The organism is Actinoallomurus sp. CA-150999 (genome assembly GCF_050942425.1).
Taxonomy (GTDB): Bacteria; Actinomycetota; Actinomycetes; order Streptosporangiales; family Streptosporangiaceae; genus Actinoallomurus.
On the sequence record NZ_CP192063.1, the window covers coordinates 5952627 to 5965231 of the forward strand.

Annotated in this window: 14 protein-coding genes; 4 read left to right on the forward strand and 10 right to left on the reverse strand. The window is 72.2% G+C overall.

The window, feature by feature from the left end; translation table 11 throughout:
- Positions 1–36: 36 nt before the first annotated feature.
- Positions 37–1485: an argininosuccinate synthase gene (argG, locus tag ACQP2O_RS27525; protein WP_433190870.1), complete on the forward strand. Its 1449-nt coding sequence runs from the start codon at positions 37–39 to the stop codon at positions 1483–1485.
- Between the two features lie 80 nt (positions 1486–1565).
- On the opposite strand, the gene ACQP2O_RS27530 is transcribed toward argG, so the two are convergent.
- The gene (locus ACQP2O_RS27530; protein WP_433190872.1) at positions 1566–2429 is read right to left on the reverse strand and encodes an ArsR/SmtB family transcription factor; all 864 of its coding nucleotides are present in this window, start codon (positions 2427–2429) and stop codon (positions 1566–1568) included.
- 365 nt (positions 2430–2794) lie between these two features.
- Between ACQP2O_RS27530 and ACQP2O_RS27535 the strand changes: the two genes are divergently transcribed.
- The gene (locus ACQP2O_RS27535) at positions 2795–3232 is read left to right on the forward strand and encodes a hypothetical protein (protein ID WP_433190874.1); all 438 of its coding nucleotides are present in this window, start codon (positions 2795–2797) and stop codon (positions 3230–3232) included.
- 105 nt (positions 3233–3337) lie between these two features.
- On the opposite strand, the gene ACQP2O_RS27540 is transcribed toward ACQP2O_RS27535, so the two are convergent.
- Together ACQP2O_RS27540 and ACQP2O_RS27545 are read right to left on the reverse strand one after the other, a co-directional pair.
- Positions 3338–3775 carry a MarR family winged helix-turn-helix transcriptional regulator gene (locus tag ACQP2O_RS27540; RefSeq protein ID WP_433190875.1) on the reverse strand — a complete coding sequence of 146 codons (438 nt, stop codon included), beginning with the start codon at positions 3773–3775 and terminating at the stop codon, positions 3338–3340.
- Positions 3776–3803: 28 nt separating this feature from the next.
- Complete coding sequence (locus ACQP2O_RS27545) at positions 3804–4256, reverse strand: VOC family protein (protein WP_433190877.1); 453 nt, start codon at positions 4254–4256, stop codon at positions 3804–3806.
- Positions 4257–4277: 21 nt separating this feature from the next.
- On the opposite strand from ACQP2O_RS27545, the gene ACQP2O_RS27550 reads away from it, so the two are divergent.
- Entirely contained in the window at positions 4278–4895 is a 618-nt protein-coding gene (locus ACQP2O_RS27550) for a CGNR zinc finger domain-containing protein (protein ID WP_433190879.1), read from the forward strand.
- Entirely contained in the window at positions 4892–6100 is a 1209-nt protein-coding gene (locus ACQP2O_RS27555; protein ID WP_433190881.1) for an epoxide hydrolase family protein, read from the forward strand. Before ACQP2O_RS27550 ends, ACQP2O_RS27555 begins: the two co-directional genes overlap by 4 nt.
- Positions 6101–6107: 7 nt before the next feature.
- On the opposite strand, the gene ACQP2O_RS27560 is transcribed toward ACQP2O_RS27555, so the two are convergent.
- The 7 genes from ACQP2O_RS27560 to ACQP2O_RS27590 all read right to left on the reverse strand — a co-directional run bounded on the left by ACQP2O_RS27560 (position 6108) and on the right by ACQP2O_RS27590 (position 12481).
- Positions 6108–6620, reverse strand: coding sequence for a GNAT family N-acetyltransferase (locus ACQP2O_RS27560; protein ID WP_433190883.1), 513 nt, complete (start codon positions 6618–6620; stop codon positions 6108–6110).
- Entirely contained in the window at positions 6617–7201 is a 585-nt protein-coding gene (locus ACQP2O_RS27565) for a helix-turn-helix domain-containing protein (RefSeq protein WP_433190885.1), read from the reverse strand. Before ACQP2O_RS27565 ends, ACQP2O_RS27560 begins: the two co-directional genes overlap by 4 nt.
- Positions 7202–7241: 40 nt before the next feature.
- Positions 7242–8129, reverse strand: coding sequence for a sigma-70 family RNA polymerase sigma factor (locus ACQP2O_RS27570; RefSeq protein ID WP_433190887.1), 888 nt, complete (start codon positions 8127–8129; stop codon positions 7242–7244).
- Positions 8130–8295: 166 nt separating this feature from the next.
- Positions 8296–9786, reverse strand: a complete 1491-nt coding sequence (locus tag ACQP2O_RS27575) for a PLP-dependent aminotransferase family protein (RefSeq protein ID WP_433190889.1) — start codon at positions 9784–9786, stop codon at positions 8296–8298.
- 22 nt (positions 9787–9808) lie between these two features.
- Complete coding sequence (locus ACQP2O_RS27580; RefSeq protein ID WP_433190891.1) at positions 9809–10291, reverse strand: MarR family winged helix-turn-helix transcriptional regulator; 483 nt, start codon at positions 10289–10291, stop codon at positions 9809–9811.
- Positions 10292–10362: 71 nt separating this feature from the next.
- Positions 10363–11190 (reverse strand): pentapeptide repeat-containing protein, encoded by an 828-nt coding sequence (locus tag ACQP2O_RS27585; RefSeq protein WP_433190893.1) that lies wholly within the window; start codon positions 11188–11190, stop codon positions 10363–10365.
- A gap of 97 nt (positions 11191–11287) precedes the next feature.
- Positions 11288–12481 (reverse strand): thiolase family protein, encoded by a 1194-nt coding sequence (locus ACQP2O_RS27590; RefSeq protein ID WP_433190895.1) that lies wholly within the window; start codon positions 12479–12481, stop codon positions 11288–11290.
- Positions 12482–12605: the final 124 nt, after the last annotated feature.

Consider the following 12605-nt stretch of genomic DNA (forward strand, 5'->3'; position numbering starts at 1 on the left):
TTGCATGGCCATGCATCATCGTGCATACTTGTGCTCGTGTCCAAGGTGCTCACTTCTCTGCCAGTCGGTGAACGTGTCGGGATCGCCTTCTCCGGCGGCCTCGACACCTCGGTAGCGGTCGCGTGGATGCGCGAGAAGGGTGCCGTGCCGTGCACCTATACCGCCGAGATCGGCCAATACGACGAACCCGATATCGCGTCGGTGCCCGGGCGTGCCACGGCGTACGGCGCGGAGGTCGCCCGCCTGGTCGACTGCCGCGCGGCCCTGGTGGAGGAGGGGCTCGCGGCCTTGGCCTGCGGCGCCTTCCACATCCGCTCCGGTGGCCGCACCTACTTCAACACCACGCCGCTCGGCCGGGCCGTCACGGGCACCCTGCTCGTGCGCGCCATGCTCGAGGACGGCGTGCAGATCTGGGGCGACGGCTCCACCTTCAAGGGCAACGACATCGAGCGGTTCTACCGCTACGGCCTGCTCGCCAACCCCTCCCTGCGGATCTACAAACCGTGGCTGGACGCCGACTTCGTCAGCGAGCTGGGCGGCCGTAAGGAGATGTCGGAGTGGCTGCTCGCCCGTGACCTGCCCTACCGGGACAGCACGGAGAAGGCCTACTCCACCGACGCGAACATCTGGGGCGCCACCCACGAGGCCAAGGCGCTCGAGCACCTCGACGCGGGCATCGAGATCGTCGAGCCGATCATGGGCGTGCCGTTCTGGGACCCGAGCGTCGAGATCGCCGCCGAGGACGTCACGGTCGGCTTCGAGCAGGGACGGCCGGTCACCATCAACGGCAAGGAGTTCCCCTCCGCCGTCGACCTGGTGCTGGAGGCCAACGCCATCGGCGGCCGGCACGGCCTGGGCATGTCCGACCAGATCGAGAACCGCGTCATCGAGGCCAAGAGCCGGGGCATCTACGAGGCACCCGGAATGGCGCTGCTGCACGCGGCGTACGAGCGGCTGGTCAACGCGATCCACAACGAGGACACCCTCGCCACCTACTACTCCGAGGGACGGCGGCTGGGTCGGCTGCTGTACGAGGGCCGCTGGCTGGACCCGCAGGCGCTGATGCTGCGCGAGTCGCTGCAGCGCTGGGTCGGCACGGCCGTCACCGGCGAGGTGACCCTGCGGCTGCGGCGTGGTGAGGACTACTCCGTCCTGAACACCTCCGGTCCGGCGTTCAGCTACCACCCGGACAAGCTGTCGATGGAGCGCACCGAGGACTCCGCCTTCGGGCCCGTCGACCGGATCGGCCAGCTGACCATGCGCAACCTCGACATCGCCGACTCTCGCGCCAAGCTCGAGCAGTACGCCGGGCTCGGTATGGTCGGCAGCCGGCACCCGACGTTGATCGGCGCCGCGCAGGCGGCCTCGACCGGGCTGATCGGCGCGATGCCCCGGGGCGGCGCCGAAGCGATCGCCTCGCGTGGAGAGGTGCCCGCCGACGAGGAGCTGCTCGACCACGCCGCGATGGAGTCCGGCACCGACTGATCGGTCGCAGGCGGGTCTCGTGCGACGATGCCACGGCTATGGATCTTGAGAGCCGTCCGGCCCGTTCACGCTGATATCGGCTAGGCGTTGCGGTTCTGCCCGGCGATGAGCTCGGCGCCGAGCGGCGTCAGCGTGTGGATGACTGCGCTGCCGTACCGTCGAGTGGTGATCAGCCGAGCGTTGCGGAGAACGGTGGCGTGCTGGCTCGCCGAGGGCACCGAGATGCCGGCCCGGCGGCCGAGTTCGGTCGTCGTGCAGCCCTCGGCGATGCTGCGCAGAACGGCGGCGCGCGTGCGTCCGAGCAGGGCCTCCAGCGCCTGTTCGGCCCGGGCGTGGCGCACGTCGTCGGAGGCCACGGCCGATTCGTGGTCGATCGGGTAGACGAGAGTCGGGCTCAGGCTGGGATCGGCCAGCGCGACGGGAGCTCGCAGGCAGAAGAACGCGGGGATGAGGAGCAGTCCCCGCCCCTCGAGGTGGAGGTCGCGTTCGACCGGGTAGTCGCACTCGAGCACCGGGGCACGCCACCGCATCGTCGGCGAGAAGCCGGCGAGCATGCCTTCGACTCCGTTCTCGAGTAAAGCGCGTGACCGGCGGCCGCGATCGGCATCGACGGCGCCCTGAACCGAGGACCAGAACGGTTGCAGCGCCATGGCGTGGTAGGAGCGCAGGGCGTTGCCCAGGCGGGCCAGGGCCGTCGTGTCACGGTGGACCAGCTCGGTGGTCCAGCCGGGGAGGCGGCGGTGTCCGCTCAGCAGTCGCAGCTCCGAGCGCATGCGGCGGACCGGTGTCGAGAGCACCGCGTCGATGCCCTCCTCCAGCGCCGTGGTGCCGCCGGACGGTGTCAGGAAGTCCGGGAAGTAGGCGGCGTTGGGCGTGAGCGGCACGAGCTGGCGCGCCCACGTGCCGGGGTTTCCGCGTACCCGACGGCGCCATCCGTCGAACAACGGCGATGCTTGCCGGTGTTGCAGTAGCTGCAGGCTGAGAACCGTTTCCCACATTGGATCCGGCTGGCCCGAAACTCGGATTCGCGTGAGGTCCTCGGTGCGGAAATGGATCCGCAGCATCCTTCCCCCAGAAAGGTGCCCGGCATGATCATCAACGGCAGTCTACAGCCACCCGGCCCGGGATGGTAAACGATTTCCTCCTCCTCGGCTCCGGAGTAACCATCGGTATCACCCGTCTCAGGAGGCTCACACGCCTCTCCGTCCTGGGAGTTTTGGCGACGACTTAAATGATTGACCGGCGATCTCCGAAGAGGCGATATTTCGGTAAATCCTCCAATGGTGTCGAAAGAAGGTATGGGGAGCCCATGAACGCATCTCGTGGAACCTTGAAGCTCGGCCGGCACAAAACCCGCGCCACCGTCGGACTCGCCGCCACCGCCCTGGCGGTCGTCGCCGCCGCCACTCCCGCCGGCGCCGCGTCCGCGCCGTCGACGTCGCCCACCGTGTCCCATACGTACTACAGCAGCTCCTCGAGCATCCCGGCGTGCTCCAGCGGCTACGCCTGCGCGATCGTCTCTTATGGGAGTGGGTACTACGTCTTTAATTTCTACAACTACGGCACGTATTCACTGAGCAATTGGATCGGTCACGGCGGACTGACCAACGCGCAGACCGGCGGCGCGGCCGTCAGAACCTACAATTCCAGCGGTAACCAGATCGGTTGCTATGCGGCGGCGCCCATCACGGCCGAGGTGGACTGGACCCCGGTGTGGAGCATCAAGCTGACCTCGTCCGGCTGCTGACCACACGCCTACGGGCGGGCGCCGGCCTGTGTCGGAGTCATCCGATACGACCAGGCCGGGCCCGCTCCTGTGTTTCCTCCGGCACCGCGATCGATGACGCGGGGACTATGGTGTGCGGCCGAGTTCGGCGAGGCGGGTCAAGGCGGGCAGCGCGCCGGCGAGCGCCTTTCGCTGCTCGGCGGTCAGCCGGGCGATGAGCGGGGCCAGGTGCTGTGTCCGGTCGTCGTGGCGTGACCGGCAGATCCGCCGGCCGGCTTCGGTGATGTGGACCAGGACGGCGCGTCCATCACTCGGGTCGGGCCGGCGCTGGACCAGTCCGTCGCGCTCCAGCCGGGTGACCAGCTGGGTGATGGCGGGCTGGGTGACCTGCTCGGTCCGGGTGAGGTCGGTCAGCCGCATCGGCCGGTCGCTGAACGCCAGGGTGTCGAGGACCGACAGCGTCGTGAACGACAGCTTCTCCAGGGTGGGGAGCCGGATGTAGAAGCGGTTGAAGCTCTCGATCGCCGCGGTGAAGGCGTCCACGTCCAGGTCGGTCTCGTCCACACCACGAACCTATCGGGAACTCCTCAGGCTACGCGGCGCAGAACTCGTTGCCCTCCGGGTCCCGCATGACCCACCAGTGCCCGGCCGGTCCCTTGTTCACCTCCTCGACGCGGGTGGCGCCCAGGGTCTCCAGCCGGGCCACCAGCGCGTCCAGTCCTCCCGGCTCGGCGTGGACGTCGATGTGCAGGCGGTTCTTGCCGGTCTTCGCCTCGGGCACGTCCTGGAAGAGCAGGCGGCGTCCCCGGCCGATCCCGCTGGTCGCGTCGAACGGGTCCTCCGGATGGCGGATCGCGGCGAACCCGCGGAACATCCGCCGGCCACCGTGCTCGATCACGGCGTCCTCGCCGACCTGGCCCGCCGCCAGGAGATGGTCGATGAGCGCCCCGGCGTCCTCCACCTCGTATCCGAGCGCGGCGGCCCAGAAGTCCGCCAGCGCGGCGGCGTCGTTGCTGTCGATGACCAGTTTCCAGTGCAAAGGCATGTAACCACTTATATTGGTTACATGGATTCGTCGGCAACCCCCGGGCTGGTCCTGCGCACCCACTCCGGGGTCGTCTTCCGGTTCGATCCCGGCGCGCTGTGCCTGGAGCTGCTGACCACCGGCGGGCCCGGTGAGGGCCGCAGGTGGGAGGTGCTGCACGAGCCCGCCGACCTGGCGGACTGGGCGGCCCGGTCACGGCTGACTCCGATACCCGCTCTGGAGATCGCCCCGGAGGAGGTCACGGACGCGCGGCGGCTGCGCGACGCGCTGTGGCGGATCGCCATCGCCCGCACGCGCGACGAACCGTGCGCACCGGAGGATCTGGCCACCGTCAACGAGGCCGCCGCCCGCCCGCCGCTGGCACCCGCCGTCGGAGCGGATTGCGAGCGCCGCTGGGCGGGGCCCGCCGACGGCGCGCGGCTGCTCGCTACAGTCGCCTGTGACGCCGTGGACCTGCTGACCGGTCCGTTCGCCGAGCGCATCCGCATGTGCGCCGGGGACAACTGCTCCCTGATCTACGTCGACACCTCACGCCCGGGCCGCCGCCGCTGGTGTTCCATGGAACGCTGCGGCAACCGCCAGAAGGTCCGGGCGCTGCGCGCACGGCGCTCCACCGAGCACCCGAGAGAAAGTGAATGATCGCGTTGGCCGACCAGACCATCCGCCCGTACCGCATCGACATCCCGCAGGCCGACCTGGACGACCTGCACGCGCGCCTGGACCGCACCCGGTGGCCGGACGAGCTGCCCGGAGTGGGCTGGGCGTACGGCGTCCCCCGCGACTACCTGCGCGAGCTCGTACGGTACTGGCGGCACGAGTACGACTGGCGGGCCGCCGAGGCCCGGCTGAACACCTGGCCGCAGTTCACCACCACGATCGACGGCGCGGACATCCACTTCGCCCACATCCGCTCCCCGGAGCCGGACGCGACCCCGCTGATCATCACCCACGGCTGGCCGGGGTCGATCGTGGAGTTCACCGAGGTCGCCGGCCCGTTGACGGATCCGCGAGCCCACGGCGGCGACCCGGCCGACGCGTTCCACCTGGTGATTCCCAGCATCCCGGGCTTCGGCCCGTCCGGGCCGACACGCCAGACCGGCTGGGAGTACCAGCGGATCGCGGCCGCCTTCGCCGAGCTGATGGAACGCCTCGGCTACCGGCGCTACGGCACGCAGGGCGGCGACTGGGGCGCGGCCATCTCCCGCGAACTCGGCCGGATCCGCCCCGGCCACGTCATCGGCGTCCACCTGAACCTGCTCCCGGACTCGGCCGCGACCAGCGAACCGGACGCCGACGAACTGGCGGCGCTGAGCCCCGCCGAACGCGAACGCACGCTCGCCTCCTGGAAACGGACCCGCGAGTGGGAGCGCGAACGCGCCGGCTACGCGGTGATCCAGGCGACGCGCCCCCAGACCCTCGCCTACGCGCTGACCGACTCCCCGGTCGGTCAGCTGGCCTGGATCGTGGAGAAGTTCAAGGAGTGGACCGACTCCCGGGACCGCCCCGAGGACGCCGTGGACCGGGACGTGATGCTCACCAACGTGATGCTGTACTGGCTGACCGGCACCGCCGGATCCTCGGCCCGCGTCTACTACGAGCGGGCGCACGCCGACTACTGGGGCGATCCGCCCGAGCCGTCGACCGCGCCGACCGCCCTGGCGGTGTTCCCCGAGGACAACTTCATCTTCCTCCGGCACGTCGCGGAGCGGACGAACACCATCGTGCGCTGGACGGAGTACGACCGGGGCGGGCACTTCGCCGCCATGGAGGAACCGGACCTGCTGGTCGCCGACGTACGGGCGTTCTTCCGGGCGCTTCGCGAGGACTCCCGCGCCACCGGATGAGGACGGGTCAGCCGACGCGCTTGTAGAAGAAGCTGCAGTCGCGGAGCGCCCCGGCCGGGTCGGCGGCGTAGTCGGGGACGATCCCGTACCGGACCCAGCCGGCGGCGTGGTAGAGGTCCTCGGCGACGCTGCCGGTCTCGGTGTCCAGCAGCAGGAGGGTCGCACCGGCCTGGGACGCCGCCTGCTCGGCGGTGGCGAGCAGCGCCCGGCCGAGGCCCCGGCCGCGCGCGTCCCGGCGGACCATCAGTTTGACGACCTCGGCGCGGTGCCGGCCGTTGGGTTTGGGTTCCAGGGCGAGGCTGACCGTCCCGTCGACGCCGCGCGGGCCGCGGGAGACCCAGACGAGGAGGCCGCCGCCGGCCACGGCGGGGCTGCGCGCGTCCCACCAGGCGACCGCCTCGCCCGGGTCGAACGGGGTGAGGAAGCCGAGGGAGTGGCCGTCGGCGACGACGTCGGCGAGGAGCTCCGCCAGGTCCGGCACGGTGGCGGCGAACTCGGCGGGGGACAGGCGGGTGATCACGGCAGCACCACCACCAGGGCGTAGCGGACCGGGCCGGGGCCGACGCAGCGGAACCGCGAGCGGCCCCACAGCCGGAACCGCAGGCAGTCGCCCGCGCGAACCTCGTGGCCCTGACCGTTCGCGTCCACTCGCAGGGCGCCCTCGAGCACCCAGATGTGCTGCTCCACGCCGGGCACGGGCGGCTCGTCGTAGGAGATGTCCGCGCCCGGGCGCAGGGTGCCCTCGACGACCTCCCCGCGCAGGCCCGCGTGCGGGGGCGACACCGAGCGCCGCACGAAGCCCGACGCCTCGTCGCGCCACAGGGCCTGGTCGCCGGCGCGGACGAGCTGTGGGGGCTCGGACTCGACCTCGGCCAGCAACCGCGACATGGTGCGCTCGTAGGCGGCGCACAGCTTGTTGAGGAGGGCGGCGGTCGGGCTGATCTCGGCGTGCTCCAGGCGCGACAGCGTGGAGCGGCTCACCCCGGTGCGCCGCGCCAGCTCCTCCAGCGACCAGCCGCGCTCGGCCCGCAGCTCCGCGAGGCGGGCCGCCAGCCGGGTGTCCACCTCATCCGGTGCGACACTCGTCGACGACGTTCCCATATACGGGAGGATATCCCATATACGGGAGACATCGCCCGCCTCAGCCGTCCAGCACCGTGACGTCGAGCCGGGCCAGGCGCTCGGGGTCGGCGAGGATGTCGATCGCGGCGATCAGGCCGTTGGTGATCGTGAAGCTCAGGACCGACGTCGGGCGCCCGTCGGCGAGGGCGACGGCACCCGCGGTGCCGTTGACCAGGGCCGGCCGCGTGGCGAACGAACTGGCGGCCCGGTGGAAGGTGGCCATCTGCCCGGAGACGTCCCGTACGCCGCGCAGCTCCGCCCGCCCGCCCGGAACGGCACCACGGTCGGTGCGCAGCACCACGTCGGGGTGGAGCACGGCGACCAGCGCGTCGAAATCCCCGCCGCGCGCGGCGGCGAGGAAGGCGTCGACGACCTCGCGCTGGCGCGTCAGGTCAGGGTCGGGAACCGGGGCCGCGCCCTGGACCCGGCGGCGGGCGCGGCTGGCGAGCTGCCGGGCCGCGGCGGGCGAGCGGCCCACGATCGGGGCGATCTCCTCGAACGGCACCGCGAACATGTCGTGCAACACGAACGCCAGGCGCTCGGCGGGCCCGAGCGACTGCAGCACCACCAGCAGCGCGAGCCCGACCGAGTCGGCCACCAGCGCCTCCTGCTCGGGATCGATCCCCTCGGCGGCGCTGACCACCGGGTCGGGCAGGCGCGCCTCGAGAGGTTCCTCACGCCGGCTGCCGCGCGCCCGGAGCATGTCGAGACAGACCCGGCCGACGACCGTGGTCAGCCAGCCGCCCAGGTTCTCCACGTCGCCGACGTCGGCACGGCTCAGCTTCAGCCACGCCTCCTGCACGGCGTCGTCGGCCTCGGCCAGGGAGCCGAGCATCCGGTAGGCGACCGCCCGCAGGTGGGTACGGTGCGCCTCGAACCGGTCGGCCAGGAACTCGCGTTCGTCCATTCCGTTCACGTCCTTGTCTCGCGTCTCGTCGTACCGATGACGGATCGGAACGCGCCCATGTGACGGGACGGCCGCGCCGAGGGGACGTGGCCGCGACCGACTCGGGGCGTAGCCGCAGCCGTCGCGGCCGGGCCTGCCACGACGCCCCCTGCCATGCCCGCCCCCGTCACGCCCGGCCGCGGAGCAGACCGCGCAGGGCTTCGCCGAGAGCCGCCACACCCTCGGCGATGTCCGCCGGCCTGCTCGCGGCATAGCCCAGCACCAGACCCGGCCGGCCCGGGCGCACGCGGTGCCAGGACAGCGGCTGGACCTTCACTCCGCGCGCGAGCGCCTCGGCGGCGAGTTCGGTGTCGGCGAACCCGTCCGCGAAAGTGATCAACAGGTGCAGGCCCGCGGCGGCGCCGTGTACGGTCGCGCCCGGCAGGTGCGTCCCGATCGCCTCGATCATCGCGTCGCGGCGGTGCCGGTGGCGCCTACGGACCAGGCGCAGGTGGCGGTCCATCGAGCCCGACTCCATGAGGCGGGCCAGCACCAGCTGCGGCACCAGGGCGTTGCCGAGATCGGCGTACCGCTTGGCCTCCACCAGCGCGTCCCGGTACGCCGGCGGGGCGAGGATCCAGCCGACGCGCAACGCCGGCGCAAGGAGCTTGGAGACGCTCCCGGCGTAGCAGACGCGGTCGGGGAGCATCGACCGCAGCGCCGGCACCGGAGGCCGGTCGTAGCGGTGCTCGGCGTCATAGTCGTCCTCGAGGACGAGCCCGCCGTCGCGCGCCCAGTCCATGAGCCGGCGGCGGCGTTCCCCGCCGAGCACCACCCCGGTCGGGAACTGGTGGGCCGGGGTGACCAGGACGCCCGGGGCGCCCTGGGAGCGCAGGTCGTCGACGCGGATTCCGGCCGAGTCGACCGGGACCGGCGGTGTGTCGAGCCCCCAATGACGCAGGTGCTGGCGGGCGCCCAGGGATCCGGGGTCCTCCACCGCCACCGCGCCGATCCCGTCGTCCCGGAGCACCTGCGCGAACAGGCCGAGCGCCTGGGCGGTGCCCGCCACGATGATCACTTCGTCCGGATCGGCCCGGATCCCGCGCGTGCGGGCGAGCCGGTCGGCGACGGCGCGACGGAGGGCGGGCGCTCCCCGCGGGTCTCCGTATCCCAGGTCGGCCGTCGGCAGGTCGGCGAGTACGGCACGCTCGGCACGCAGCAAGGCGGTGCGCGGGAACGCCGCCAGGTCCGGCACACCGGGCGAGAGGTCGATCCGGGCGGGCGCCGCGCGCACGGCGTCGAAGACGTCCCCGCCCGGCGGGGCCGCGAACACCGCGCCCGCCGACGCCGGGCGGGCGGGCCCCGGGATGCGCGCCGGGGGCGGGGCGGCCACGACGACGGTGCCGGCGCGGCCCCGGCCGGCGAGCCGGCCCTCCTCGATCAGACGCTGGTAGGCCTCGGTGACCACCCCGCGCGAGACGCCGAGGTCGGCGGCCAGCGACCGCGTGGCCGGGAGCCGGCTGCCCACCGGCAACCGGCCGTCCGCGATCGCGTGCCGCAGCCGCTCGGCGAGCCAGTCGGAGCGGCCGCCCGCGGGGGCCTCCTCGATGCGCAGCTGAAGGAAGTCCGACCCGGGCGTCATGAGACCGTCCGCCGGGCCCGTACTGGAGTCGGCCATCAGGCCATTGTGGAGTGGCCGCTCAGCGCTCATGCGCGGCGGTGGCCGCCGCGTCGGCCTCGGCGAAGACCATCGGCACCTTGTTGGCCAGGACGACGCGGCCGAGCAGCTCCGCGAGCGTCTCGCGGTCGGACTCCGGCAGATCCGCCGGCAGCGCGTCCACCCTGCGGCAGGTCTCGGCGTAGAACTTCTCCACGACCTCGCTGCCCTCGTCGGTCAGCGCGACGCGGACCGCGCGCTTGTCCTCCGGATCGGGCTCGCGCCGTACCAGGCCGCGCTGCATGGTCCGGTCCACCAGGCCGGTCAGGCTCGACTTGGCCAGCCCCAGCGTCCGGCCCAGCTCGGTCATGCCGTACGGCCCGGGCATCAGCACGCACAGCAGCTGTCCCTGCTGCGCGGTCAGCCCGTACTTCCGGGCCGCCTCGGTGTACACGGCGTTCACCAGGAAAGAGGAACGCACCAGTGCGGCAACGACCCCCATGCGTTCACCGTCGGGCTTTGCCACCTCGCCAGAATACGGCAGCCGCCACGGCGACGAGCGACGAGAACGCACGCACCCGGCGATCGGTAAGGGGATCACCAGTGGGCGGGGCGGGTGAGCGCGGCCGGCAGCCGGGTCGCGGCGTCGCCGCGGGCGGCGTTGACCTGTGCCTGGGTGAGGAAGATGGCGCCGGTCAGGTCCGCTCCGCGCAGGTCGGCGTCGCGCAGGTCCGCGCCGATCAGGTCCGCCGCGCGCAGGTCGGCGTTCCTGAGGTCGGCCGCGATGAGGTAGGCGCCGCGCAGATCGGCTCCGCGCAGGTCCGCGCCCTTGAGCCGGGCGCCGATGAGGTCGGCGCCCCGGCGGTTCTTCGGGCGGCCGGGCACCCCGGCCCGTACGAGCTCGCCGACGCGCAGCAGGAGCGGGTTGACCCGGGCGCGGTGGCCGGCCACGTCCAGCTCGGCGAGCTCGTGGGCGCCGGCGTGGGTGAGGCGTTCGGTGTCCTGCAGTGTCTCGCGCAGTTCGTCGTGGATGGGGCGGGCCTGGGGGAGGGTCAGCCCCTCGGTCAGGTACCACAGCATCTCGTGCAGCTGCCGCATGACGGCGAAGACCGCGAACATCTCCCGGGCGACGCCCGGCGCCTCCCGCCAGTCCTGGCCCGCGAAGGTGACCTGGGAGACCTTCTGCCCGGCGCCGAAGCAGTCGAAGACGGTGCAGCCGGAGAAGCCCTTCGCCCTCAGGTCGGCGTGGATGCCGCAGCGGAAGTCGGCGTGCAGGTTCGGGCAGGGCCGCCCGGCCTCCTTGTCGATCGCGAAGCCGGCCGACGCCGAGAAGGGCAGCGCCACGCAGCACAGCGCCTGGCACCGGCCGCAGTCGGCCCGCAGGTCGGTGCGGTCGGCGCCGTGCGTCTGGTGATCCTGCGGCAACGGCGTGGTCTCCTGCTCAGAGCGGCGCCGGGGTTTCACGGCGCCCGGTGCGGACCCTCCATTGTCCAGGATCGGGCGTACCCCCCGCGCACGCGGCTCAGAGACGTTCGACGATGGTCGCGTTGGCGAGGCCGCCGGCCTCGCACATCGTCTGCAGGCCGTACCGTCCGCCGCGCTGTTCGAGGACCGACAGCAGAGTGGTCATCAGGCGGGCGCCGCTGGCTCCGAGGGGGTGCCCGATGGCGGTGGCGCCGCCGTTGACGTTGACCTTGGCCGGGTCGGCTCCCGTCTCGGCCAGCCAGGCGAGCACGACGCTGGTGAAGGCCTCGTTGACCTCGAACGCGTCGATGTCGCCCAGCGTCAGGCCCGCGCGGTCGAGGACCTTGCGCGTCGCGGGGATGATGCCGGTGAGCATGAGCAGGGGGTCGTCGCCGACCACGGCGAAGGTGTGCAGCCGCGCGCGGGGCCGCAGCCCGAGCCGCCGGGCGGTTTCGCTGCTGGTGATGAGCACGGCGGCGGCGCCGTCGTTGACCGGTGAGGAGTTGCCCGCGGTGATCCGCCAGTCGATCTGCGGGAAGCGCTCCTCCCAGACATCGGCGCGGAACGCCGGCCGCAGCCCGGCCAGGATCTGCGGTGACGTGCTCGCGCGCACCGATTCGTCCTGGGTGACGGTCACGAGGGCGCCGTCGGCCGACGGTGCCTTGAGGGGGGAGACCTCGGCGGCGAACCGGCCGTCCGCCCAGGCCCGGGCGGCGCGGTGGTGGCTCTCGGCGGCGAAGTCGTCCAGCCGTTCGCGGGGCAGCTCCCAGCGCTGGGCGATCAGCTCCGCGCTGATCCCCTGCGGGACGAGGCCGTCGGGGTAGCGCTCGGCGACGCCCGGGCCGAGGAAGTCGCGGCCGGCCGTCTGGCTGCCGATCGGCACGCGGCTCATCGACTCGACTCCGGAGGCGATGACGACGTCGTAGGTGCCGCTGATCACGCCTTGGGCGGCGAAGTGGATCGCCTGCTGGCTGCTGCCGCACTGGCGGTCCACCGTCACGGCGGGCACCGACTCCGGGAGCCCGGCCGCCAGCGCGGCCCACCGGGCGGTGTTGCCGCTCTGCTCGCCGATCTGGCCGACCGCTCCGCTGATCACGTCGTCCACGGTGGCGGGGTCGATGCCGGTCCGCTCGATGAGGGACCGGATCGCGTGCGCGTGCAGGTCGACGGGGTGCATGCCCGACAGGGCGCCGCCGGGCTTGCCCTTGCCGATCGGTGTCCGGACCGCGTCGACGATCACGGCGTCGTTCATGGAGGTGTCCCCTCAGTCGCTTCAGAACCCTACTCACGGGTATATCGTGCAGAGTTGGATTTCACAACCCACTCACAGCGCCGGCAGCGGTAGGTTGGGCGCGCGAGATCATGAGGGGTCCGCG